Consider the following 24,504-nt stretch of genomic DNA (forward strand, 5'->3'; position numbering starts at 1 on the left):
GAAGGCGCCAGCATCTCAGCCCACGGGTACCTTGAACTTCGGCGTGATCAGGTCGATGCCGCATTCGAGCCCCGCGCACCATGCGATGAACTGGCGCGACATTGCAGCATCCGGAAACAGCGCGCCGTGCTGTGGGGCGATGATCTCGATGTCGAGCGTGCTCACCATCTGCGCCCACGCCTTCATGACGCGGTTGGAGACCATGTAGCGGCGGTGAAAGCCTTCCATGAAGCGCGTATGCGCCTTGAAGTCGCGCACGACGGTGTAGTCGACGCCGATCGAAGCGCCGAGGTCGCCGCTGTAGAGGATCTTCGAGATCGGATCGTAGAGCTGGAAATTGCCCTCGCTGTGCAGGAAGTGCGCCGGCAGCGCATACAGCCTGCTGCCGGCGAGATCGAACACCATGCCTTCATCGGGGATCGGCTTCAGCCGGTCGGCGACGATGTGGTCGAAGCCGAAATGCGGCACGAAGCGGGTCCACAGCTCCGAGATGTAGGCGTCGGCGTCGGTCGTCATCAGCCAGCCGTTGATCGCCGCGACGATGTCGGGATCCTGGTGCGACAGGAACAGATATTTCAGCCGCCCGCCCGCGAGCTCGCTGAAGGTCTCGCTGAGCACCCTGGAATAGACCTTGTGGCCGCCCGGATCGAGCAGCATGCCGATGCGGTCGTGGATGATCAGATGCTGGTTCGCCTGCACCGCGAGGTCGCCGGCGCCGAAATCCTCCAGCAGGATGTTCTTGTGAACGCCGTCGTCATAGAGGACGGTATTGGCCATGAAATGACTCCCCGCCGGCGCCGCGCGATCGCCGCGCGCCGGCTCATTGACGACGATGCGCTACAGCACCTTCTGCAGCGACCGGACGGCTTCGCGCATGTCGAAGAAGGTTAAGCCCAGCTTGCTGTTCTCGTTGGTGAGCGCGAGCAGCAGCGCGCCGCGGCCGGCGCTGACCAGCACGGCGTAGCCGGACTCGCCGCGGATGATGACCTCCTGCAGATGGCTGCGGCCGAGCTCCATGGCGGCGCGGCCGCCCAGCGACAGCAAGGTCGCGGTCATGCCGGCGACCCGCGTCTCCTCCATGTCGGCCGCGAGCACGCTCGCGATCATCAGCCCGTCCTCCGAGATCAGCGCGCAGGCCTCGACCCCGAACGAGTCGCTCTGCAGCTTGCGCAGGACGCGGTTGATTTCATCGAGTCGTGACATCGGCTTCTCCTCGACGGCGCGCGGGGCAAACTTGGAATGAAACTGACTTTGAGCCATGGCGGGGTCCTGGTCATCATCTTGAGCTGTTGAAACGGAAGCGGCGGGAATGTCGATCTGTGCAGTAACGGCGGAGGGATACAGCGGGTCATCCGGGACCAGCGTCGTCGTCTGTTCCGGACTGCCGTCCGGTGTCGTCAGCGCGCGCGTCTCGATCGTATCAACCGCGTCGTCGAGCGCGCGCTGCTCGGCCTTGATGCGTGATCGCGAGACCGGCGGATCCATCGCCTGCAACTGGGTCACCAGCGCCTGGCGGGCCGACTGGTAGACTTCGGCTCGGCGTTCGGGGGATGAGTCCGGCAGGTTCTCCATCGCGCGCGACAGCAGGATGAAGTAGTCGGCGGTGGTCACGGGCAGGGCCGCCGCATCCTCATGCGGACCGTGCGCTCGGCTCAGCAGGCTTGCGAGGCGTCCCATCGCTCTCTCGTCAACTCTACGCAACTAACGATGCGTAAGGTTAGGTCGGCACAAGAGACGCGACGAATGATCTGAATCAAATTAACTAAAATCGGGACCAAGCTGCGCAATCCGGCCCTCGAGTCGACCGGGGTTGATCATCATGTCGCCATGATCGCCCCGATGAGGCCGCATTGACGCCGCGTTCGGCGCAACTGCGCCTCGGTTGCAGCCAGAATCAGCTACGATCACGGCAACGAATGCGGTGCGGGGAGGGCGGCGTGAACTTCGGGGACTATGTGCAGCGAGATGCAACGGCGCTTGCCGCCGCGGTGAAGGGCGGCGAGACCCATGCGGCGGAGCTGCTGCAGCTCGCGCTGGTACAGAACGAGCGGGCCCAGCCGCGGACCAACGCCGTCTGCAGGCTGATGGAGGGCGAGGCCCGTGCGCAGCTTGCCAAGCCCGCCGCCGGCCCGTTCACCGGCGTACCGTTCCTGATCAAGGATTGTGCCCAGGACTATGCGGGCCTGCCGACGGCCTATGGCAGCAAGGCGCTGTCCGGCTTCGCGGCCGCCGAGCATGCCTCGGTCGTCAGGCGGTATCTCGAAGCCGGCCTCGTGATCTTCGGCAAGACCAACCTGCCGGAGCTCGCGCTGAAGGGCGTCAGCGACTCCCGCGCTTTCGGCCGCGTCGGCAACCCCTGGAATCCCGCGCATACGCCGGGTGGCTCCAGCGGCGGCGCTGCAGCGGCGGTCGCCTCGGGCGTCGTGCCGATGGCCGCCGGCAATGATGGCGGCGGCTCGATCCGCATTCCCGCCGCCTGCTGCGGCCTGTTCGGGCTGAAGCCGTCGCGCGGCCTGATCTCGTCGGGCCCGGGCTTCGGTGAGTATTGGTTCGGCGCCTCGAGCGAGGGCGTGCTGTCGCGCAGCGTTCGCGACACCGCGCTCGCGCTCGACGTCATCGCGGGCAGCGAGCCCGGCGATCCCTTTCTCACCGCCGAGCCCGGCGTGGTCTATGCCAATGCGGTCGCCCGCGATCCCGGCCGCTTGCGCATCGGCTACACGGCGGCGTCGCCGATCGGGACCGAGGTGCATGCCGAGGCGAAGCTTGCGGTCGACAACGCCGTGAAGCTGCTGCGGGGCCTCGGTCACGAGGTCGAGGAGGCCACCCCCGACATCGACGGCGCCGCGCTCGCGACCTCGTTCCTGCACATCTATTTCGGCCAGGTCGCGGCGCTGGTCGCCGACGCGCGCGGCAAGGGCGCCAGGCGCGAGGAGTTCGAGCTGCTGACGCGGGTGCTGTCGACGCTCGGCGGCGCGATCTCGGCCGGCGCGCTGACGACGCAGCTGCTCAAATGGAACGAGTTCGCTCGCGCGCTCGCGCGCTTCCATGCGCGCTACGACCTGCTGCTGACACCGACGCTCGCACACCCTCCGATCCGGCACGGCGAGGGCGATCCGAGCACGGCCGAACAGACCCTGCTCGACATGCTCGACCGCATCGGCCTGCTCGGGCTGCTGACGCGCTGGGGCCTGCTCGACGGCATGATCGACAAGATCGCCCGCGACAGCCTGCAATATGTCCCGTTCACGCAGCTCGCCAATCTGACGGGAACGCCGGCGATGAGCGTGCCGCTGCACTGGACCGCCGACGGCCTGCCGCTCGGCGTGCAGTTCACAGGCCGGCTCGGCGACGAGACGAGACTGTTGCAGCTCGCCCGCCAGCTCGAGCAGGCGCAGCCCTGGTTCGCGCGCTTGCCCGACTGGGTGATGCAGGGCTGACCAGACGAGATGGGCCGGTTTGCGCAGCGCGGTCGTGCGTCGCAAGACGCCGTGCGCATCCATCGCGATTGCGTGCGCGCTGTTTGTGGTGTTCTATCTGAGGTGGAGCGCGGTTGCGGAAGCCGCGCCGGTTCGGCGACGTTGTTCAGACGGCGACGTTGTTCGGATCCGGCCCATCGCGCGTGACTGCCGTGGTGCGGAAGCCATTTCGCGCCGCTTCCGACGATCCGCTCGTCCGGTGCCGTGCCATGCTTGTGGCGATATTCTCAGAGGGCGGGATCATGAACGTCACGGTCTATTTCGCGACCAACAGGCAACCGATCACGGCTGAAGGCACGAATCAGATTACCGGGTTCAGCTCCGAGCTCGGTCCCGTCAACGGCTTGAACATCAGGTATGGCCGGGCCGAGATCGCCGTCGATCTGCAGGCATCGAGCTATGGCCTGGTGCCTGGATCGCTTCATGTCGAGGACGAGCAACTGATCTTTCCGCAAGGCTCCCGAGCCGTCCTCGGCAGCAATACGATCTTCGGCGCCCTGCGTACCGACATGCTGGCGAAGGCGCGGCCGACGATCGCGTTCATTCACGGCTTCAGCAACAGCTTCGTCGACTCGATCGAACGCGCCGGGTGGATATCGGCGTTCTACGGGATCGACGCCAACATGTTCGTGTTCAGTTGGCCGTCGGTGGCCTCGCCGGTCGGCGTGCCGCTGCCCTTTGTGGACTACCAGCACGATCGCAAGACGGCGGCGGCATCCGGCCCGGCCGTGGCACGCACGCTGCGGCGTCTCTATGATTTCGTCGACGGGCTGCCGGAGAGCGAGCGCTGCAACCAGAGCATTCATCTCATCTGTCACAGCATGGGCGTCTATGTCCTGCGCGGCGCGCTGCAGGCCTTGATGCAGATGCCGGATCCCGCGGCCGGCGCGGCCATGGCTGGCAGCGTGCCGGCGATGGTGCGGATGGACGGCACGCAGCCGGCGCTGACCGGACTGCGCAGGACGTTCGACAAGATCGTGCTCGCGGCAGCCGACGAGGACGCGGATGCGTTCGACGACCCGGCGAAGCTGAAATATCTGCCGCGCACCGCGAGCAGCGTCACGGTCTATCACTCGACCAAGGATTGGGTGCTGAACACGCTGAGCGCGGGCACGAAATTCAACGGTCCGCGGCTCGGCAATGACGGCCCCGACAACATGGGCAGCATCAGCGACAAGGTCACCGCGGTGGATTGCTCTGACGTCACGTCGTTCGCGCAGGACCCGCAGGAGCACCAGTATTATCGCATCTTTCCAGTCGTCCGTGACGACATCGTCCAGGTCCTGAGCGGCGTGCCGCAGAACCAGGTCGGCAACCGCGATCCGACCGGGTCGGGGCGCTACCGCATCCGGCCGCAGGCCCGCTTGCCGGTCAGGGCCACCAGTCCCAAGCCGCGCGCCGCGAAGGCGCGCGTCGCCAAGTCAGGTGCTGCGAAGAAGAGGGCGGCCGGCGGGAGCTGAGCGCGGGACGCCGGCGCGCCCGCATGGCCCGTTGGTCCTACTTGCGCGGCATGCCGATGGCGCGGCCGAGCCCGTTGGGCTGCGGCAGCGCGGCATGCGCCTGCAGCACGCGGGCGATGTTGGCCTGGATGTCCGGCGGAAACGGCGAGACCTTGCGCTTGGTCATGTCGATGTGCACCGACATGTTCTCCGAGGTCGCCGAGACCCAGCCTTCCCCGGCATGGCGCAGTTCCTCGAAGGTGTGCAGCCGCTTCTCGTCGGCTGCGATCAGCCAGACCGCGACCTGGACGGGATCGCCGAGATGGATCTCGCGCAAATAGCGCACGTGGCATTCGGCGGTGAAGGTCGAGCCCTGGCGCTCCGTCATGTAGGCAGGGCCGATGCCGAGCTCGGCCCAGATCTGGTCGATCGCGCGGTCGAACATCACGTTGTAATAGGCCATGTTGAGATGGCCATTGTAGTCGATCCATTGCGGCTCGATCTGCATGACCTGTGACAGGAACGGCCCGGCCTCTTGCGTCGTGGGCACTGCATTATCGCTCATCGGCTCTTCCGTTTGCTCCCTTGACCCCTGTTGCGTCCTTTGCCACGGTCCGCCCAACTTTCGGAGGAAGCAGTGGCGACGACGATCCCCCATCACGATTTGAAGCGGCCCGCGCCGGAGGCGCTGAAAAGCGCGCTCGACGCGCTCGCAGCCCGCTTCGGCAACCGGCTCATCACCTCGCAGGCCGTGCGCGAGCAGCATGGCCATACCACGACCTGGCTGCCGACGCAGCCGCCGGATGGCGTGGTGCTGGCGCAGGAGACCGCCGACATCCAGGACGTCGTCCGCATCTGCGCCCCCCGAGGCGTGCCGATCATTCCGTTCGGCACCGGCACCTCGCTGGAGGGCCAGGTCAACGCCCCCGCGGGCGGCATCTGCATCGACATGCGCGACATGAACAAGGTGCTGGAGGTGCATGCCGAGGACCTCGACTGCGTGATCCAGCCCGGCATCACCCGCAAGACCCTCAACGAATATCTGCGCGACCAGGGTCTGTTCTTCCCGATCGATCCCGGCGCCGACGCTTCGCTCGGCGGGATGGCCTCGACCCGGGCCTCCGGCACCAACGCGGTGCGCTATGGCACCATCCGCGAGAACGTGCTGGCGCTGAAGGTGGTGCGCGGCGACGGCGAGATCATCAAGACCGGCACCCGCGCCAAGAAGTCCGCAGCTGGCTACGATTTGACGCACCTGTTCATCGGCGCCGAGGGCACGCTCGGCATCATCTGCGAGATGACGATCCGTCTGCGCGGCATTCCCGAGACCATCGCGGCGGCGTCGTGCTCGTTCGAGACGGTGCGCGGCGCCTGCCAAGCGACGATCCTCGCGATTCAGACCGGCATTCCGATGGCGCGCATCGAGCTGCTCAATGCGGCGCAGGTGAAGGCCTGCAACGCCTATTCCAAGCTGACCCTGCCGGAGACGCCGCTGCTGCTCCTGGAATTTCATGGCAGTGAGGCCGAGGTCGCCGAGCAGTCGAAGAACTTTGCCGAGATTGCCAGGGAGTGCGGCGGCGGCGACTTCGCCTGGACCACCAAGCCGGAGGACCGCACCAAGCTGTGGCAGGCGCGTCACGACGCCTATTGGTCGGTGAAGGCGATCCGGCCCGGCGTCGGCGTGGTCGCGACCGATGTCTGCGTGCCGATCTCGCGGCTGGCGGACTGCGTCACCGAGACCGAGGAGGATCTCGCGCGTCTGCGGCTGACATCGCCGATCGTCGGCCATGTCGGCGACGGCAACTTCCACTGCTCCTTGATGTGCGACGTCGACGATGCCGACGAGATGGCGCGCGGCGACGAGTTCATGCACCGCCTGGTCGAGCGCGCCCAGGCCATGGACGGCACCTGCACCGGCGAGCACGGCATCGGCCAGGGCAAGCAGAAATACCTCAAGTCCGAGCTCGGCGAGGAAGCGCTGGACGCGATGCGCGCGGTGAAGGCCGCGCTCGATCCGCACAACATCTTCAACCCCGGCAAGATCATCCCGGCCTGAAGCCGCATCAGGCCTCAACTCTCTCCTCGATCACGCTGCGCTCCCTCTCCCCGTTCTTACGGGGAGAGGGTGGGGATGAGTGGCAGCGGCATGGGAAGTATTGGAGAGGGAGCTTGACCGTCTTTCTCGGAACGCACCGACTGCTGCAACGAGGATGAGCGAATTCGAAGGCTCGTCATTGGGACCGCACGCGCGGCTGCGCCTCACCCCAACCCACTACCCGTAAGAACGGGGAGAGGGAGCGCACTACCTGCGCGGCGACACGTCCGATCCAACCTCGTCAGGAGAGCACCAAACAAAAACGCCGCCGCGTTCGACACGCGGCGGCGTTGTAGTCCATTCAAATCAACGGCAGACGCGGCGCGGTCCCCACGGGGTCGGCCGGACCCAGCAGGTGCGCGGGCCGAAGCCGCCATAACCGTAGGGGCGATAGACGCGCGGGGCGGGTCGGCAACGGCCCCAACGGTCGGGGAACCAGCCGGGACCGCAGCCGCCGGCGACGCGCTCGACATTGCCGTCCGGAGCAGCCGGCTGGGCCGGCAGCGTGAAGGCCTGCGCGGCCGACGCGCCCAGCATGACGGTCGCGGCGAGCAGGGCGGAGGTGAACAGATTGCGCATTGCAGTGCGGTCCTCTCGTTGGTTTCGAAGCAGTGCAGTCCTTAGACGTCCTCGGACAGGATTTGGTTTCGCAATTTTTTCGACGCCGCGAAACCTCTTCCTAGTACCATAGAGACCTCCACGACACCGATCGCGCGATGCAGCTCTGCTGATCATGGAGCGCATCGCTACGGCATCGTCGCCATCTTAGGATATTCTAGCAGACATTCGCTGCAAGGAACATGAACGACGAGCGACGTCTGCCGCCGGCTTTCGTCGCAGCCGGCATCATTTGCCGCCCGGCTGCGCCTTCGCGTCCTTCAGCGCCGTCTTGCAGCCGTCGGAGAGCTTATCGAACTTCTCGATCATGCATTGCTTGATGCGGCCGCCGCCCGGCATGATTCCCGTACAAAGCGTGCGCACGTCGTCGCCGCACGCCTGGCGCATCGCGCTCCTGTCCTGAGCCTGGGCGGCAGCGCTGAAGATGACTATCAACAGCAGCGGAAACAGCTTGTGCATGATCGATGATTCCTCTCTTGCCGCGGCCGACGCGCCGGGCCTTGTGAGGCTGCTGTCTCAATTTAGCAGGCATATGTCGAGCGTCGCCGCAACGTGTAACGGTTTGTATCACGAGGTCACCGCGCGCAAGCGTCCGCTTGGTCCCGGAGACGTCGTCGACCACGGCGGTGCTCGTGCCGCCATTCCCTCAAGCGTGCATATCCGAGGCACTGCCGCGCAGCTTCTGCAGCGCGTGATCGACGCTGTGGAACACGCGCTCCCGCGGCAGCACGTCGTACAGGCCGAACCGTTCGAAGGCCGCCTGGGCCCGCAGCGACTCCAGCCGCGCCACCGCGAACACGATGCCGGTCTCGTTGCAGATATGGATCATGTCGCGCAGGGTCTGCGCGGCGGTGAAATCGATCTCGACGATGGCACTGGCCTCGAACACCACCAGCCGCGGCTTGCGGCTGCGCAGCAGGCGCTGCATGTCGGCGCGGAACGTCGCCGCATTGAGGAAGCTGAGCGGGGCCTGGAAGCCGACCACGGCGATGTCGGACAGCTCCTCGCCTCTGATCTGCGGATGCGCCGGCCACCAGATCGTCGTGTCCGGCACGCGTTCGAAGGCGATGAGGTGGGCGCGCGTCGTGCTCCAGATGCCGTGCAGCAGCGACAGCGCGATGCCGATCGCGACGCCCTGCTCGATCGGCAGCGCGATGATCGCCACCGCGGTGGCGAGGATGAGCAGGAACTCGCCCTTCGACGCACGATAGACGCTGGTGATCTGCGCGACGCGGATGATGCGCAGCGCGACGAACAGCAGCACGCCGCCGAGCGCCGCCTCCGGCACATTCGCAAGCAGCCGGGCGCCGAACAGCACGAGCAGCAGCACGATCGCGGCGGCGAGCAGGCCCGCGACCTGCGACCGGCCGCCGGTCTCGACCACGATGCCGGTGCGCGGCGGACTGGCATTGACGGGGAAGGCGCCGAACAATCCGGCCAGCAGGCTGCCGGCGCCGGCGCCGAGGAAGTCGCGGTCGACGTCGGCCGGCCGGTCGGGATCGGAGGGGAACGAGCGCGTCGTCGCCGAGGTCTGCACCATCACCACGACGGCGATCAGGAAGGCGAGGGGGACCAGCTTCGCCCATTGTTCCGGTCCGATCAGCGGCACGGACGGCATCGGCACCGTGCCGGCGATCTCGCCGATGACGGGCACGCCACCGCCCTGCAGCCCGGCCGACATCACGAACAGGGTCGCGGCCGTCAGCGCGATCAGCGCGCCGGGTATGCGGGCGCTGATCCGCTCGCAGACCGTGATGGTCGCGAGCACGCCGAAGCCGATGAGCATCGTGTATGCGTTGGACTTGCCGAGCTCGCCCGCGAGGGTCGCGATCCGCGCCAGCGTCGGCCCGCTCGGTGACGGCAGGCCGAGCACGCCCGGCCATTGTGAGACGATGATATGCACGGCAATGCCGGCGAGGAAGCCCACGGTGACCGGCACCGACAGCAGGTTGGCGATGCCGCCGAGCTTGAAGCCGCCGGCCAGCACCAGCATGACCCCGACCAGCAGCGCCAGCGCCGCGGCCAGGCTGCCGTATTCGGGCGTGCCGCCGGCCGCAAGCAGCGCCAGGCCGCCGGCGAAGATCGGCGTGATCGTGGAATCGGCGCCGCAGGACAGGAAGCGGTTGGCGCCGAACAGCGCAAATCCCAGCGATCCCGCCATGAAGGCGAAGAAGCCGATCTCGGGCGCGAAGCCGCCGAGCTTGGCGGTCGCCATCTGCTCGGGGATCGCGATCGCCGCCAGCGTCAGTCCGGCGGCGAGATCGGCGGGCAGGGCGCTCAACCGGTAGGATTGCAGGGAGCGGAGCAGCGTCCATGGACGCCCGGCCGCAGTCTGGTCTGTCATGAGTTTCTACGTCTCCGGACGTCGCTGCAGGCGGCAGAGCCACAGCCCGATCATCCTCGATGGCACGGCTGGATCGGGCAGCGCAACAGCGCAGGTGCAATTGCCCGCACGGCAGGACGGACTTGCAAGAACGTTGGAGTTGGCATCATTATTCTCTAATTCGGATTGGTTTGGATACTCGATTTGAGGCCCCCGAGGTCTCCATTGCCTGCAGCCTGCGAGACAGGGCTTCGTCTCACGACGGGATACGCCATTGTACAAGGTCGTCTTCCACCGGCTGATCTGGTTTCCGTATCGCCCCGAGCATGCGCTGGTGGGGCCGCTGCTGATGGCGCTGCTGTTCTTGGTGGCCGCAACCGGAGCAATCAAGGCCATCGATATTTTCACCTCGCTCGGCACGCAGGCCGCGGGGCACGAAGCGCGCATCACGGTCGTCGTCTTGCTCCTGTGCCTGGTCGTATGCATCAACGCCGCAAGAGCGGACTACATCTCGGTCGTCGCGGCGATCATTCCCTGCCTCGTCACGGTCTTGGTGGTCACTGTGCTGAGCTTGCTCGGAACCTGGCCCAGATCGGACATGAACGCCGCGCTGATGCAGGCCAGCGTATCAGCATTCGCCGCCCTGTCGCTGATCGGCCGGCTCGTGCAGTCGGGCGGACCGGACCTCGGAAAAATCGGGGTGCTCTGGCGACGGGCAAAGGCCCATGTCCGCCGTCTCAAGGATACGGACGTCCAAAAGACGGATTTCAAGGTGAAGCGGGCGGAGCTGGTCGAAGACGTGGAGTCGCTCGCCAAGGAGCTGAAGGAGGCCGCCTCGCAGCTTGTCGAGCCGGGGTTGCCCAGGGGGGTGGAAAAGAAGCTCCGATCCTTCATTGCCTACAGCAAGATGGCCAGCCATGCCGACTTCATGGCGGCTGCGACGCAAGGTCAGGAGTCGCTCGTCGAAACTCTGACGGTGTTGAATCAGGGGCTTAGATAAGATGCGCGAAGTCATTCCTCTCTATTTCGCCACGCTCGACGGCGAGCAGCCATGTGCCTGGTCCCCCTTCGGCGTTCCGATGCGGCAGATGCAGGATTGCAAGAAGGAGATCATGCAGTCGAAGTACTCCAATTCGAAGCATTTCAGCGTCTCCATCTTGTGCGAGAAGCACGAAGCCATCCCGGACGAAGCGCTGTCGCAGACCATCGGGTGTCTGATCGACGCAAAATACCTGAAGCCGGAGAACAGGCGCTACATCGACGGCCAGTTCGTCGAGTTCAGCAACCGCCTGGACAGGGAGAAAATCGCGATATTGGGATTCGAGATCTACATCGTGGCCTCCGACCAGGAGCCGGAATGCGATCTCGATCGTGCCATGGAGTTCAAGGACAGGCTGATCCTGGCAGGCTTCGATCCTGACCGGCTCAGGGTCGATGTCGTCAGCGACCAGGCTTGCCTGACCAAGATATCCAAGCTGCGTCTCGTCAACATCAGGCATATGCAGAAAGCGATCAGTCTGCCGATGTTGAAGCCCTAGGAGGTCGTCGAGAATGGCAGCCAAGGACATCAAATTCGCCGGTGAAGCCCGCGACCGCATGCTGCGCGGCGTGGACATCCTCGCCAATGCCGTGAAGGTCACGCTCGGTCCGAAGGGCCGCAACGTCGTCCTCGACAAGTCGTTCGGCGCGCCGCGCATCACCAAGGACGGCGTCACCGTCGCCAAGGAGATCGAGCTCGACGACAAGTTCGAGAACATGGGCGCGCAGATGGTGCGCGAGGTCGCCTCGAAGTCCGCTGATGCGGCTGGCGACGGCACCACCACCGCGACCGTGCTGGCCCAGGCCATCGTGCGCGAAGGCGCCAAGGCGGTTGCCGCCGGCATGAACCCGATGGATCTGAAGCGCGGCATCGACCTCGCGGTCGAGGCGGTTGTCGCCGATCTCGTCAAGAACTCCAAGAAGGTCACGTCGAACGACGAGATCGCCCAGGTCGGCACCATCTCCGCCAACGGCGACTCCGAGATCGGCAAGTTCCTCGCCGACGCCATGAAGAAGGTCGGCAACGAGGGCGTCATCACCGTCGAGGAAGCCAAGTCGCTCGAGACCGAGCTCGACGTCGTCGAGGGCATGCAGTTCGACCGCGGCTACATTTCTCCGTACTTCGTGACCAATGCCGACAAGATGCGCGTCGAGATGGACGACGCCTACATCCTCATCAACGAGAAGAAGCTGTCGTCGCTGAACGAGCTGCTGCCGCTGCTCGAGGCCGTGGTGCAGACCGGCAAGCCGCTGGTGATCGTCGCCGAGGACGTCGAGGGCGAGGCTCTGGCTACGCTCGTCGTCAACCGTCTGCGTGGCGGCCTGAAGGTCGCGGCCGTCAAGGCGCCGGGCTTCGGCGACCGCCGCAAGGCCATGCTGCAGGACATCGCGATCCTGACTGGCGGCCAGGCGATCTCGGAAGACCTCGGCATCAAGCTCGAGAACGTCAACCTCTCCATGCTCGGCCGCGCCAAGAAGGTGATGATCGACAAGGAGAACACTACGATCGTCAACGGCGCCGGCAAGAAGGCCGACATCGAGGCGCGCGTTCAGCAGATCAAGGCGCAGATCGAGGAGACCACCTCGGACTACGACCGTGAGAAGCTGCAGGAGCGTCTGGCCAAGCTCGCGGGCGGCGTCGCGGTGATCCGCGTCGGCGGCGCGACCGAGGTCGAGGTCAAGGAGCGCAAGGATCGCGTGGATGACGCGATGCATGCGACGCGTGCGGCCGTCGAGGAAGGCATCCTGCCGGGCGGCGGCATTGCGCTGTTGCGCGCCAGGCAGGCCCTGAGCCGGGTGTTCAGGAGCAAGAGCGAGCCGGACAGCATTTCCGACCTCGCGATGTCTGACACGCACGATCTGGGACGCTTGCTTCGTAAGCAGTCCTTGTTGAACAACAGGCTCTTGAACGAGATCTTCGCATCCATCGAGAAGCTGCTGAATTCCGACAGTCCGTTCGTCTATCCGGATTTCTTCTTTCAGCGTGTCCATCGTTTGCAGCTTCCCGATTCGCTCGAAGCCGAATTGATCGACTATCTGACAGAAATGATTCTCAACCTCAGAGAAAGGCGCGAATCCGCTCGCCGTCATTCGCGGACGCGGGGAGCGGGCTGGCAATCTGCTCGGCAAAATCCGGACATCATGCATGGCTTTGGTATCGTCATGAAGGCGTTGGAAGCACCGGTGCGCCAGATTGCGGCAAATGCCGGAGCCGACGGCTCCGTCATCGTCGGCAGATTGTTGGAGCGGGATCAATATGCTTACGGGTATGACGCACAGTCCGACGACTACGGGAACATGATCAGCAAGGGAATCATCGATCCGACCAAGGTCGTGCGGACCGCCCTGCAGAACGCTGCCTCCGTTGCGGGCCTGCTGATTACGACCGAGGCGATGGTCGCCGAACTCCCCAGAGAGCAGGCGGCGGCTCCGGCCACGCCGTCCGGCGGCAGGATGAGCGGAATGGATTTCTGAGGCTCGCCCGAAACTCAGTTCGTTCGCGACGACGTCACGAAGAACTGACGCCGCTTACGCAAGATCGCGATCCCAGGGCGGCTCCGGCGCGAAGGCCGCCGCGAGGTGGTCGATGAAGGCGCGCACCTTGGCCGAGGGCGTGCGATCCGGCAGGTAGACGGCATGCACCGCCAGCAGGTCCGATGGCGGCACCTCGAGCGTCAGCGGCACCAGCCGTCCCGCGCGGATCTCGTCGCCGACGATGAAGGTCGGCTGGTAGATCACGCCTTGCCCGGCGAGCGCTGCCGCGAGCAGCGCATCGCCATTGTTGGCGCGCAGATTGCCGCTCACGGTGACATCGACCGCGGCCTTGCCACCCATGCGCCAGCGCGACGGGCCGGCCGCCGCCAGCGTGTAGCCGAGGCAGTTATGGCGGCCGAGATCGGCCGTGGTGCGCGGTGTCCCATGCGCGGCGAGATAGGACGGCGCGGCGCAGACCATCATCCGGCACGGCGCCAGCCGCCGCGCCACCAGACTGGAGTCCTTGAGCGTGCCGATCCGGATCGCGAGATCCCAGCCTTCCTCGATCAGGTCGACCAGCCGGTCATTGAGCCCAAGCTCGACGCTGACGCCGGGATAGAGCGCGGCGAAGCCGGCGAGCAGCGGCGCGATCTGGCGCGTGCCGAAGGCGAGCGGGACATTGAGCCGCAACAGCCCGCGCGGCTCGACGCGGTCGGCCGCGATCGCGCTTTCGGCCGCCTCGAAGTCGCCGAGCACGCGCTCGGCGAGGTCGAGATAGCGGCGTCCGGCCTCGGTGATGGTCAGCCGGCGCGTGGTGCGGTGAAACAGCTTGGTGCCGAGCCGCGTCTCCAGCGCCGCGAGGTGCTTTGTCACCATGGTCGGCGACATGCCGAGCAGGCGGGCCGCGCCCGACAGGCTTCCGGAACCGGCCACCTTCGAGAGCACCTCCAGTCCGGTCAGCCGGTCCAACACTGGATCATCTCACTCTTATGGTGTGAACTGAATTTCCATTGTATCGGATTATCGTCTTTCGGGAAATGATCCATATGCTGGGGGTCCCCACCGGAGGTTCCGATGATCGATTCCCGTACCGCGCCCTATGCCGCGCTCCTGCTCCGCCTCACCCTGGGCGGGCTGTTTCTGGCCCATGCCAGCCTCAAGCTGTTCGTGTTCACCCCGGCCGGCACTGCCAAGTTCTTCGGCAGCATCGGCCTGCCGCCCGAGCTGGCCTATCTGGTGATCACGGCCGAGATCCTGGCCGGCATCGCGCTGATCCTCGGCATCTACACCCGCTGGGTGGCGCTCGCCGCCGTGCCGATCCTGCTCGGCGCCATCTTCACCGTGCATGGCTCCGCCGGGTTCTTCTTCAACAATCCGAAGGGCGGCTGGGAGTATCCGGCGTTCTGGGCGGTGACGCTGGTGATCCAGGCGCTGCTTGGCGACGGCGCCTACGCGCTGGGCGGCCTGCGCAGCAGCCTCGCCGGCGGGCAGTTGCGCAGCGCGCATTGACGCTGGCAGTTGGGTTCGCTGACTGTCGCCACACTTCGCTGTCATCCCCGCGAACGCGGGGATCGATAACCACAGGCGGAACTGGTCTGAGCACGACGGTCGATACTCAGCCTGCCTCAAACGTCGATCCCGCGGTATGGGTCCCTGCGTTCGCGGGGACGACAGCTGTGGTTTTGGCGCGCTATCTTGACGACGTGTCAGCAGCCCGAGGAGAGATGACATGACCCTGCCCAGCATCTTCCTGTCGCATGGCTCGCCGATGCTGCCGCTCACGGACTCGGCGGCCCGTGACTTCCTCGTCGGCCTCGGCGGCAGCCTGCCGCGGCCGAAGGCGATCCTGGTGATCTCGGCGCATTGGGAGACCGACATCCCCGCCGTCAATGCGGTCGCCACCAACGAGACCATCTACGATTTCTACGGCTTTCCCCGTGAGCTCTATCAGTTGCGCTATCCCGCGCCGGGGGCGCCCGATCTCGCGCAGGCCGTCGCGGCGCGGTTGCAGGCGGCCGGCTTGCCGGTCGGCATCGACCGCGGGCGCGGGCTCGATCACGGCGCCTGGGTGCCGCTGCTCCTGATGTATCCGCAGGCCGACATTCCGGTGCTGCAGCTCTCGATCCAGACCGAGCGCGGGCCGGCACATCATCTCGCACTCGGCCGCGCGCTGGCGCCACTGCGCGACGAGGGCGTGCTGATCATCGGCAGCGGCAGCTTCACCCATAATCTCGGCGAATTCCGCAAGCGCCGGCTCGATATCGACGACCCCGCGCCGTCCTGGGTGGTCGACTTCGCCGACTGGGTGCACAAGGCCGCGATCGAAGGCCGCGTCGACGACCTCGTCGACTACCGCCGTCTCGCCCCGCATGCGCGCGACAATCATCCGACCGACGAGCACTTCCTGCCGCTGTTCGCTGCACTCGGCGCCGCGGGAGAGGGCGCCCGCGTCGAACGGCTGCACAACAGCGCCAATTACGGCGTGCTGCGCATGGACGTGTATGCGTTCCATGGCGCCGACGAGGCCAAGGCCGCGGCGTAGAACGCAACTTATTAGTTCGCCGTCGCCCCACGACGTCATTCCGGGGCAAGGCCGCAGGCCTTGAACCCGGAATCTCGACATTGGCTTGCATCCGTCTTTCAACAATCTCGAGATTCCGGGTTCGATCGTCCAGACGCAGACGCGGTTGGACGATCGCCCCGGAATGACGACGGAACGCTGTTTGCCCGTCGGGTTACTTTGTCGCAGATCATTTCGCTTGCGTCGTCGGGCAAATCACCGCGATCTTTCCGCGCATCCCGCCTCATCATGGAGGGGCGTTGCGCGCGATCGTCACGACACGCGAGGCGGGGAGCGGTGGCCGCGAGAGCTCGCAGCATGTCCTTGGCAGCATGTCCTGGATGTGCGGACGAACGACGTTCTTGCGGACGTGAAGTTGCAGGGTTCTGATACCTCGACGCTGGTATCACCGCGCAACGCGTGAAAGGCGTTGTCGCGCATGGCGGCCAACAAGCCGAGCGCCAGGAAGCCTGCATATAAGCGTGAAGACCATCGCGCAGGGAGGGCCGGGCGATCTCGGCTGAACCTGTGGTACCTGCCGCCTGCATTTTTTTGAGCAGGCGGGCCACGGGCGCGGCCGGCGCCCGGCCTTCCCTGCGCCCTCCTGTTCGAGGAGGGTGAGTGAGCAAGCAAAGCTCGGGCGCAGATCGCGCTGCGGGGACGTGCAGCCATGATCCGGCGAAGCTCGCCACATACGCGGTGTCGTCCCGGCCTTGAGCCGGGACCCATAACCACCGGCGGGAATGAGACGCGCAACTGTCAGCCATGTCCCTCGTGAGATCGCGCGGTATGGGTCCCGGCGTTCGCCGGGACGACAGCGGGGGGCAGAGGAACAGTGCACCGCACACATGACCTCGGAGGTAACTGACACCGCCGTCGCCCGCGCAGAAAATCCTTGACCCCTTCGCACGCAGATGATGCGAAGGATGCACCAGGGAGTGAAAACAACAACAATGCGCCTGCCGTTCTATTATGGCTGGGTCATCGTCGCCGTGACCTTCGTGACGATGGCGATCGGGGTCAATGCGCGCACCGCGTTCTCGCTGTTCTATCCGCCTGTTCTCGCCGAATTCGGCTGGGACCGCGGCGTCACCGCCGGGGCGTTCTCGTTCGGCTTCGTTGCCTCTGGAATCGTCAGTCCGCTGATCGGACGGCTGATGGACCGCACCGGTCCGCGCGCGGTGATGGAACTCGGCGTCGCCCTGATGGCCGGCGGTCTGCTGCTGGCGCCGCTGACCTCGCAGCCCTGGCATCTCTACGTCACGATTGGCGTGATGGTCGGTGCCGGCAGCGTCTGCCTCGGCTATTCCGGCCAGTCGCTGTTCCTGCCGAACTGGTTCATCCGCCGCCGCGGGCTGGCGATCGGCATCGCCTTCGCGGGCGTCGGCATCGGCTCGATGACGCTGCTCCCGTGGGTGCAGCACATGATCGCACAGACCAACTGGCGCACGGCGTGCACAGCGATGGGGATCGTGGTGCTGGTCGTGCTGGCGCCGATCAATCTGTTGCTGCGCAAGAGGCCGGAGGAGATCGGCCTGCGTCCCGACGGCGACGCCGCGCCGCTCGCCAATGCGGCCAAGCCGGTCTCCAACGTCGTCGACGCCGCCTGGGCCGGCACCGACTGGACGCTCTCGCGCGCGCTGCGCACGGGCCGGTTCTGGTGGCTCGCGCTCGGCTATTTCTTCGGCCTCTACGTCTGGTACGCGGTGCAGGTGCACCAGACGAAATACCTGCTCGAGATCGGTTTCAGCTCGAGCGTCGCGGTGTGGGCGCTCGGCGCGGTCAGCCTGCTCGGGATCCCGGGCCAGATCGCGCTCGGCCATCTGTCGGACCGCCTGGGGCGCGAGGCGGTGTGGGGATTGGGCTGTCTCGGCTTCGCGATCTGCTTCGCCGCGCTGATCGCGCTCAAGGCCGCGCCGTCGCTCATGCTGATCTACATCATGGTGGCGACGCAGGGCGCGCTCGGCTACGGCCTGACCTCGGTGATGGGCGCGGTCGCGCTGGAGATATTCCAGGGCGCGCATTTCGGTAGCATCTTCGGAACGCTGATGCTGATCGGGCTATGCGGCGGCGCAGCAGGGCCGTGGGTGACCGGCGTGCTGTATGACTACACCCTGAGTTATACGCCGGGCTTCGTGATCGCCTTCCTCGGCGCCTTCGTCTCGGCGGCGGCGATCTGGATCGCGGCCCCGCGCCGGGTCCGCCTCGTTGCCGGCCAGTTGCACAGGTTAAAGACGGCGGGGGCTGCGGCATGATGTGTGAACTAGCCGGTTGCCATCGCGGCGCGGGCGTGAGCTAATCGGCCAATCCAGGGAGAGGGACCCCATGAACGAGCATGTTCAGGCCGCCAAGGCCGCGCCGCTGTTCAATCCGCTGTCGCCGGAGTTCATCCGCGATCCCTATCCCTTCTATGCGCAGCTGCGCGACAACGACCCGATGCATGTGACGCCGTTCGGGGCGTTCCTCGCCAGCCGGCATGCGGAATCGAGCCTGGTGCTGCGCGACAAGCGCTTCGGCAAGGACTTCGTCGCGCGTTCGATCCGGCGCTACGGCCCTGACATCATGAACGAGCCGATCTTCCGCAGCATGAGCCATTGGATGCTGCAGCAGGATCCGCCGGATCACACGCGCTTGCGCGGCCTCGTGGTGAAGGCATTCACGGCCCGCCGCGTCGAGGACATGCGGCCACGGATCCAGGCGATCGTCGATTCGACGCTCGACGAGATCATCCCGCGCGGCCGGATGGACCTGATCGAGGACTTCGCGTTCAAGCTGCCGGTCACCGTGATCTGCGACATGCTCGGAATTCCCGAGGAGCACCGCGAAGCGTTCTACAAGAGCTCGCGCGAGGGCGGCCGGCTGCTCGAGCCGGTGCCGCTGTCGAAGGCCGAGATCGCCGAGGGCAATGCCGGCAACGCGGTATCGAAGGCGTATTTCCAGCACCTGTTCGAGCTGCGCCGGAAACATCCCGGCGACGACCTGACGACGCAGCTGCTGCAGGCCGAGGAGGACGGCGCCAAGCTCAGCAATGAGGAGCTCACCGCCAACATCATCCTGCTGTTCGGCGCCGGGCACGAGACCACGGTCAACCTGATCGGCAACGGCCTGCTGGCGCTGCACCGCAATCCGGACCAGCTGGCGCTGTTGAAGGCGCGGCCGGAGCTGATCACCAACGCGATCGAGGAGTTCCTGCGCTACGATTCCTCGGTGCAGCTCACCGGACGGGTGGCGCTCGAGGACATCGAGGATCTCGGCGGCCGCCGGATCCCCGCGGGCGAGAGCGTGCTGTGCCTGCTGGGCTCCGCCAACCGCGATCCTGCGGTCTATCCGGATCATCCGGAGCAGCTCGACATCACCAGGGCCAACGTGAAGCCGCTGTCGTTCGGTGGTGGCATCCACCATTGCCTGGGGGCGCAGCTCGCCCGCATCGAGGCCGAGATCGCGATCGGAACCCTGCTGCGCCGGCTGCCGGAGTTGAAGCTGGACGATCCCGACAACCCGGAATGGCGGCCGACCTTCGTGCTGCGCGGCCTGAAGCGGCTGCCGGCGCACTGGTAACCATCTTCGTTAACGGAATTGTGCAACGCCCCCGGAAATACCGACAGCGCTGTGACTTCGCCATACTTAATCCTATATGATGCAGCGCTCCGGTATCGATGCCAGTGGGCCGCGGCCGTATTGGCTTTAAGGTTGGGACGCCGGAGCGTTGTCCTTTGAGGGAGACCCCGTGCAGACGACCCTGCTCGGCTTGGCGATTGCCTTCATCCTTGCGCTCCTTGCTGCGCTGATCGGCCCGTACTTCGTCGACTGGAACCAGTTCCGGCCGCAGTTCGAGGCTGAGGCGGGCAAGATCATTGGCGTGCCCGTGCGGGTCGCCGGTGCGCTGGACGCACGGCTGTTGCCGACGCCGACCTTGCGGCTGCGCCAGGTCACCTTTGGCGGCGCCAACGACCTCGGCAAGCTGCGCGCCGACAAGCTCGACGTCGAGCTCAGCCTCGGCGATCTGATGCGCGGCGAGTGGCGGGCGAACGAGCTCACCATCGGCGGCATGGCGGCCGATCTCGGGCTGGATGCCAAGGGCCAGGTCGACCTGCCGGCCGCGTCGGGCCGGTTCAATCTGGCGGCGCTCGCGATCGACCGGCTCAACCTCACCGGCCGCGTCGCCCTGCACGACGCCGCCAGCCGCTCGACGCTGGAGCTGACCGACATCGTCTTCTCCGGCGACGTGCGTTCGCTGGCCGGCTCGCTGCGCGGCGACGGCGCGGTGTCGATCCGCGGCGGCCGCTACCCCTTCCGGGTGTCGTCGAGCCAGGACAAGGACTCCAACGGCCTGCGCGTCCACCTCAACATCGACCCGGGCGAGCGTCCCGTGATGGCCGACATCGAAGGCCTCATCAGCTTTCCCAACCGCTCGCCGAAGTTCGAGGGCGCGCTGACCCTGTCGTCGCCCCCGAAGGAGCAGGGCGCCGACAACGACAAGCCCGCCCAGTCTGCGAAGGAGCCATCGGCGAAGCAGGCCCAACAAGCCAAGGCCCGTCCGCTGAGCCAGGCTGGCGCGACGCCTTGGCGCATCGCCACCAAGGTCGTCGGCGACCAGGCGTCGGCCAAGCTCGACCAGATCGAGGTCAGCTTTGGCCAGGAGGATCGCTCGCTGAAATTCGCGGGCAGCGGCGACATCCGTTTCGGCGCCGCCCCCGTGCTGAAAGCCTCACTGTCCGCACGCCAGCTCGATGCCGACAAGCTCCTGGCCGGCGAGGACGACATCAAGGACCGGCGGGCGATCGCGCCCGCGCTGGTGCTGCCGGCGCTGCGCAACTGGATCGCACAACTGCCGACCTTGCCGATGCCGGCCAACGTGCAGTTCGCGACCGAGCAGATCATGCTCTCCGGCCGTCCGGTACAGAACTTCACCGCCGACCTGCACAACGAACCTTCGGCATGGAGTCTCGAGAAGGTCGACCTGCGCGCGCCCGGCTCGACGCGGCTGACGTTCCGGACCATCGGCATCTCGACCTCGGTGACATCGGGCTTCACCGGCGCGCTCGATCTCGAATCGTCGGAGCCCGACACGCTGGTGGCCTGGCTGCAGGGCCGCAGCGACGGCAGCTATCGCACCCAGCGCCCGCTGCGGCTGCGCGGCGACCTCAACGTGGCGCCGGAGCGGGTCGCGATCGACAGCCTCAAGGCCGATATCGACGGCGGCTCCGTCGACGGACGCGTCGCTCTCGTCAACCGGCCAGCGGGGCCGGGCTCGCGTTTCGAGGCGGTGCTGAAGGGCGATCGGCTCGATCTCGACGCCGCGATGGCCGTGACCCGCTCGCTGGTCGGCGTCACCGGCGAGTGGCCGGCGGAGGCCAGCGTGGCGCTCGACGTCGCCCGCGCCAAGCTCAGCGGCCAGGAGCTGCGTCCGCTCACCGCGCGCTTTTCCTATGATCCCAAGACCATCGCCATCGACCAGATCAAGTTCGGCCAGAGCAGCGGCGTGACGAGCGAGGGCTCCGGCCGGTTCGATCGCGCCGACGCAACCGGGCGGCTGGTGGTGACCTCGATGGCCGGCTCGCTCAAGGAGATCACGGCGCTGGTGCAGCCGCTCGCGCCGCAGATCGCCGCCCGCTTCGATGCGCTCAGTATGCCGCCCGGCGCCGCCCGGCTGAAGCTCACGCTCGATCTCGCCAAGGACCCAGCCAACGCCGATCGGAGCCAGGCCAAGGCGGTGCTCGATCTCGACGCGCCACAATTGAAGGGCTCGGCGACGCTGACGGCCAAACCCTCGGCCGCGGCGCTGCGCAGCTTCGAGGTCGATGCGATCGATCGAACGGAGCTTGGAATCGAGAGCCGGGTGTCGTCGGAGCAGGGCAGCGCCGTGCTGGCGCTGCTCGGGCTCGATCGCGTGGCGGCGGCGGGCACAGGTCCGGCCCAGTTCGATGCCAGCGTGACCGGCGGCTGGCGGGCGCCGCTGCGGGTGAATGCCAAGCTCTCCGGCGCCGGTCTCGATGGCGATGCGCAAGGCACTGTCGATCCCTGGGGCGACACCGCAAAGGCCAACGTCAATCTGCGCCTGCGCAGCGCCAACCTGTCGCCCTTGTTTGGATTGAAGCCGCAGGATCCGGGCGCGCAGAACGTCCGCCTGTTCAGCCGTCTCGGTCTTTCCAACAATCGCCTGACGCTCGACGACATCGACAGCACGGTGGGTGGATCGCGGCTGCGCGGCCGGCTCGCGCTGGTGCTCGACGACGACAAGCAGATCGAGGGCGAGCTCGGGCTGGATGCGCTCGACGTGCCGCAAGTGGTATCGGTGCTGATCGGAGCGGCCGGGCGTGAGCCCGCCGAGCCTCTCGGCGCAGGTCTCTTGAAGGGGTGGCGCGGGCGTGTCTCGTTCCAGGCCCTCAGCGGCGCCATTCTGAATGGCATTGATCTGCATCCGCTGGGCGGCGCCATCAAGAGCGACGGCCAGTCGCTGACCATCGAGAACCTCAAGGGCAAGCTCGGCGGCGGCGACGTCGCCGCGACCATCGATGCGCGCTCCAACGCGAATGGTCTCGTCCTGAACGGCCGCGTCGAGCTCGCCGGCATCGACGGCAACGCGCTGCGCTATCACAGCCTGAAGATGCCGGCCGGCAAGGTCTCGGCCCAGATGACGCTCGCCGCCGAAGGACGCAGCGTGCAGGCACTGGTCAATGCGCTCTCGGGCAATGGCACGGTGACGCTCGACAATGCGGCGCTCCCCAATCTCGACCCGCGGGCGTTCGATGCGGCGTTGCGCGCGGCCGACGCCGGCCAGGTGAGCGACGACGGCAAGTTGCGGCAGGTGATCGAGCCGGTGCTGACGTCGGCGACGTTGCCGGTCGCGTCTGCTCAGATCCCCTTCATCATCCGCGACGGCCGGCTGCGGGTCGGCGCCACCACGCTCGACGCGCAAGGCGCCCGCGTCATCGTGTCCGGCGGCTTCGACATTCCGGCGGACAATGCCGACATTCGCGCCAGCCTGAGCGCCAATACGGTCGGCAATGCCAACAGCCGTCCGGAGATCCAGTTGTTCGTGGTCGGGACGTCCGAGGCGCTGACGCGCGCGGTCGACGTCACCTCCCTGTCGTCGTGGCTGGCGGTGCGCGCGATCGATCGCGAAACGCGGCGTCTGGATGCGATCGCGCGCGGCGAGGTGCCGCCGGCCTATCCATCGTCGACGGCGTCGCTGCCCGGTGCACCCGAGGCTGGCCCGGCGGCACCGAGCGCGGCCGACGTGCCGCTGCCCGGTCGTGATCCACGGCGCGAGCCGCGCGCCAAGCTGGGTGGTCCGCGCGCCGTCGTGTCGCCGCTGACACCGCCGCTCTCCGCTCCCGCCCCTGCGCCTCAGCCGGCGGCACCGATGGCATCGAGCCAGCCGCAAGTCGCGCCCTTGCCGCCGCCGGTCGAGATCAAGCCCGCGCCGGGGGCGCTGCCGCCGCGCCCACGGCCGGTGCCGCGCCCGCCGGTCGTGCTGACGCCGCCGGGCAGTCCGTGATTCCGGCCGAAGGCGTGCGGGGACCGCGCCGATGATGACCTTGCGACAGGTCGAGGTCATTCGCGCGGTCATGGTGACGGGCACCATCAACGGCGCCGCGCGCCTGCTGAAAGTGTCGGCGCCGGGTGTCAGCCGTCTGGTGAAATACACCGAGCGCTCGCTCGGCATCCGCTTCTTCCAGCGCCAGAACGGCCGCTACTTTCCGACGCCCGAGGCGCAGAACATCTTCGAGCAGATCAACAGCGTCTACGAGAAGGTCGACGATCTCAGCTACATCATCTCCAACATCGGCCGTGGCGCGCTGTCGGAACTGCGCGTCGGCTCGGTGCCCAGCATCTCCCAGGTGATGGTGCCGCGCGCGATCGAGCGCGTCCGCCGCCGCTATCCTGATTTGGGCATCGACATCAACATCCTCAAGATCGAGGAGGCGATCGACTATCTGATGCTGGGCAAGGGCGAGTGCGTGGCGATGAGCTATCGGCTCGATCATTCCGGGCTCGAATTCCTTCCTCTCGCCTCAGGCGAACTGTTCTGCATCGTCCCGCCCGGCCACGAGCTCGCCGGCCGCAAGCAGGTCTCCGCCGCGGAGATGACTCGCTATCCGTTGATCGGTATCGATCCCAACGACCCCTACGGCCGGATCATGGCCGAGATCTTCGCGCGCAACAAACTCAGCTACAACATCTCGATCAAGGCGCGCTTCGGCACCACGGTCTGCGCGCTGGTGAAGGCGGGGCTCGGCATCGCGGTGATTGACCAGTTCACGGTCGCGCATGGCGGCTATCCCGGCATCGAGCTGCTGAAGATCGCCGAGCCGACGCGGTTCGACACCTACATCGCGGTCAAGCGCGGCACGCCGCTGTCGCTTTACGCGGAGCACTTCATCGACTGTCTGCGTGCCGAGATGCGCGCACTGGAGCCGGGCCGGCGGCAGGTTGCGAGGCCGGGGAAGGCGGCGCTCGTAAAAAAATAACATGAT

19 protein-coding genes are annotated in these 24,504 nt (G+C 66.5%); 12 read left to right on the plus strand and 7 right to left on the minus strand.

What is annotated here, in order from left to right; translation table 11 throughout:
• Positions 1 to 15: 15 nt before the first annotated feature.
• Both ACQR1D_RS20935 and ACQR1D_RS20940 read right to left on the minus strand, forming a co-directional pair.
• Positions 16 to 777 (minus strand): MBL fold metallo-hydrolase, encoded by a 762-nt coding sequence (locus tag ACQR1D_RS20935; RefSeq protein WP_315802147.1) that lies wholly within the window; start codon positions 775 to 777, stop codon positions 16 to 18.
• Between the two features lie 60 nt (positions 778 to 837).
• Positions 838 to 1,677 (minus strand): roadblock/LC7 domain-containing protein, encoded by an 840-nt coding sequence (locus ACQR1D_RS20940; protein ID WP_315802148.1) that lies wholly within the window; start codon positions 1,675 to 1,677, stop codon positions 838 to 840.
• A 260-nt stretch (positions 1,678 to 1,937) separates the two neighbouring features.
• Between ACQR1D_RS20940 and ACQR1D_RS20945 the strand changes: the two genes are divergently transcribed.
• Both ACQR1D_RS20945 and ACQR1D_RS20950 read left to right on the plus strand, forming a co-directional pair.
• Positions 1,938 to 3,437 (plus strand): amidase, encoded by a 1,500-nt coding sequence (locus tag ACQR1D_RS20945; protein WP_434873164.1) that lies wholly within the window; start codon positions 1,938 to 1,940, stop codon positions 3,435 to 3,437.
• Positions 3,438 to 3,718: 281 nt separating this feature from the next.
• On the plus strand, positions 3,719 to 4,936 hold the full coding sequence (locus ACQR1D_RS20950) for an alpha/beta hydrolase (protein WP_434839297.1): 1,218 nt from the start codon (positions 3,719 to 3,721) through the stop codon (positions 4,934 to 4,936).
• Positions 4,937 to 4,973: 37 nt separating this feature from the next.
• Here ACQR1D_RS20950 and ACQR1D_RS20955 read toward each other — a convergent pair whose 3' ends face one another.
• Positions 4,974 to 5,480, minus strand: coding sequence for a thioesterase family protein (locus ACQR1D_RS20955; RefSeq protein ID WP_434839296.1), 507 nt, complete (start codon positions 5,478 to 5,480; stop codon positions 4,974 to 4,976).
• Positions 5,481 to 5,552: 72 nt separating this feature from the next.
• Between ACQR1D_RS20955 and ACQR1D_RS20960 the strand changes: the two genes are divergently transcribed.
• Positions 5,553 to 6,971, plus strand: a complete 1,419-nt coding sequence (locus ACQR1D_RS20960) for an FAD-binding oxidoreductase (protein ID WP_316217705.1) — start codon at positions 5,553 to 5,555, stop codon at positions 6,969 to 6,971.
• Positions 6,972 to 7,316: 345 nt separating this feature from the next.
• Here ACQR1D_RS20960 and ACQR1D_RS20965 read toward each other — a convergent pair whose 3' ends face one another.
• The 3 genes from ACQR1D_RS20965 to ACQR1D_RS20975 form a co-directional block, all read right to left on the minus strand.
• Positions 7,317 to 7,589 carry a GCG_CRPN prefix-to-repeats domain-containing protein gene (locus ACQR1D_RS20965; protein WP_315802153.1) on the minus strand — a complete coding sequence of 91 codons (273 nt, stop codon included), beginning with the start codon at positions 7,587 to 7,589 and terminating at the stop codon, positions 7,317 to 7,319.
• 267 nt (positions 7,590 to 7,856) lie between these two features.
• Entirely contained in the window at positions 7,857 to 8,087 is a 231-nt protein-coding gene (locus ACQR1D_RS20970; RefSeq protein WP_315802154.1) for a hypothetical protein, read from the minus strand.
• A gap of 187 nt (positions 8,088 to 8,274) precedes the next feature.
• Positions 8,275 to 9,972, minus strand: a complete 1,698-nt coding sequence (locus ACQR1D_RS20975) for a SulP family inorganic anion transporter (protein ID WP_434839295.1) — start codon at positions 9,970 to 9,972, stop codon at positions 8,275 to 8,277.
• Between the two features lie 253 nt (positions 9,973 to 10,225).
• Here ACQR1D_RS20975 and ACQR1D_RS20980 point away from each other — a divergent pair, with 253 nt between their 5' ends.
• Genes ACQR1D_RS20980 through groL form a run of 3 tightly spaced genes read left to right on the plus strand, consistent with a single transcriptional unit; the run spans position 10,226 to position 13,464 of the window.
• Positions 10,226 to 10,951: a hypothetical protein gene (locus ACQR1D_RS20980; protein WP_315802156.1), complete on the plus strand. Its 726-nt coding sequence runs from the start codon at positions 10,226 to 10,228 to the stop codon at positions 10,949 to 10,951.
• A gap of 1 nt (position 10,952) precedes the next feature.
• The gene (locus tag ACQR1D_RS20985) at positions 10,953 to 11,489 is read left to right on the plus strand and encodes a hypothetical protein (protein ID WP_315802157.1); all 537 of its coding nucleotides are present in this window, start codon (positions 10,953 to 10,955) and stop codon (positions 11,487 to 11,489) included.
• Between the two features lie 13 nt (positions 11,490 to 11,502).
• The gene (groL, locus tag ACQR1D_RS20990; RefSeq protein WP_434839294.1) at positions 11,503 to 13,464 is read left to right on the plus strand and encodes a chaperonin GroEL; all 1,962 of its coding nucleotides are present in this window, start codon (positions 11,503 to 11,505) and stop codon (positions 13,462 to 13,464) included.
• A 54-nt stretch (positions 13,465 to 13,518) separates the two neighbouring features.
• On the opposite strand, the gene ACQR1D_RS20995 is transcribed toward groL, so the two are convergent.
• Positions 13,519 to 14,436 carry a LysR family transcriptional regulator gene (locus ACQR1D_RS20995; RefSeq protein ID WP_434839293.1) on the minus strand — a complete coding sequence of 306 codons (918 nt, stop codon included), beginning with the start codon at positions 14,434 to 14,436 and terminating at the stop codon, positions 13,519 to 13,521.
• Between the two features lie 102 nt (positions 14,437 to 14,538).
• Between ACQR1D_RS20995 and ACQR1D_RS21000 the strand changes: the two genes are divergently transcribed.
• The 6 genes from ACQR1D_RS21000 (at position 14,539) to ACQR1D_RS21025 (ending at position 24,498) form a co-directional block, all read left to right on the plus strand.
• On the plus strand, positions 14,539 to 14,973 hold the full coding sequence (locus ACQR1D_RS21000; RefSeq protein WP_315805528.1) for a DoxX family protein: 435 nt from the start codon (positions 14,539 to 14,541) through the stop codon (positions 14,971 to 14,973).
• Positions 14,974 to 15,193: 220 nt separating this feature from the next.
• Positions 15,194 to 16,006, plus strand: coding sequence for a DODA-type extradiol aromatic ring-opening family dioxygenase (locus ACQR1D_RS21005; RefSeq protein ID WP_434839292.1), 813 nt, complete (start codon positions 15,194 to 15,196; stop codon positions 16,004 to 16,006).
• A 971-nt stretch (positions 16,007 to 16,977) separates the two neighbouring features.
• Positions 16,978 to 18,279, plus strand: coding sequence for an MFS transporter (locus ACQR1D_RS21010; RefSeq protein WP_434839438.1), 1,302 nt, complete (start codon positions 16,978 to 16,980; stop codon positions 18,277 to 18,279).
• Positions 18,280 to 18,349: 70 nt separating this feature from the next.
• Positions 18,350 to 19,582 carry a cytochrome P450 gene (locus tag ACQR1D_RS21015; RefSeq protein ID WP_315805531.1) on the plus strand — a complete coding sequence of 411 codons (1,233 nt, stop codon included), beginning with the start codon at positions 18,350 to 18,352 and terminating at the stop codon, positions 19,580 to 19,582.
• A 169-nt stretch (positions 19,583 to 19,751) separates the two neighbouring features.
• Entirely contained in the window at positions 19,752 to 23,525 is a 3,774-nt protein-coding gene (locus ACQR1D_RS21020) for an AsmA family protein (protein ID WP_434839291.1), read from the plus strand.
• 31 nt (positions 23,526 to 23,556) lie between these two features.
• A complete protein-coding gene (locus ACQR1D_RS21025; protein WP_316183616.1) occupies positions 23,557 to 24,498 on the plus strand; it encodes a LysR family transcriptional regulator in 942 nt (313 codons plus the stop codon).
• Positions 24,499 to 24,504: the final 6 nt, after the last annotated feature.

Origin of the sequence: Bradyrhizobium sp. HKCCYLRH2047 (assembly GCF_051168175.1) — a bacterium.
Classification (GTDB): Bacteria; Pseudomonadota; Alphaproteobacteria; order Rhizobiales; family Xanthobacteraceae; genus Bradyrhizobium.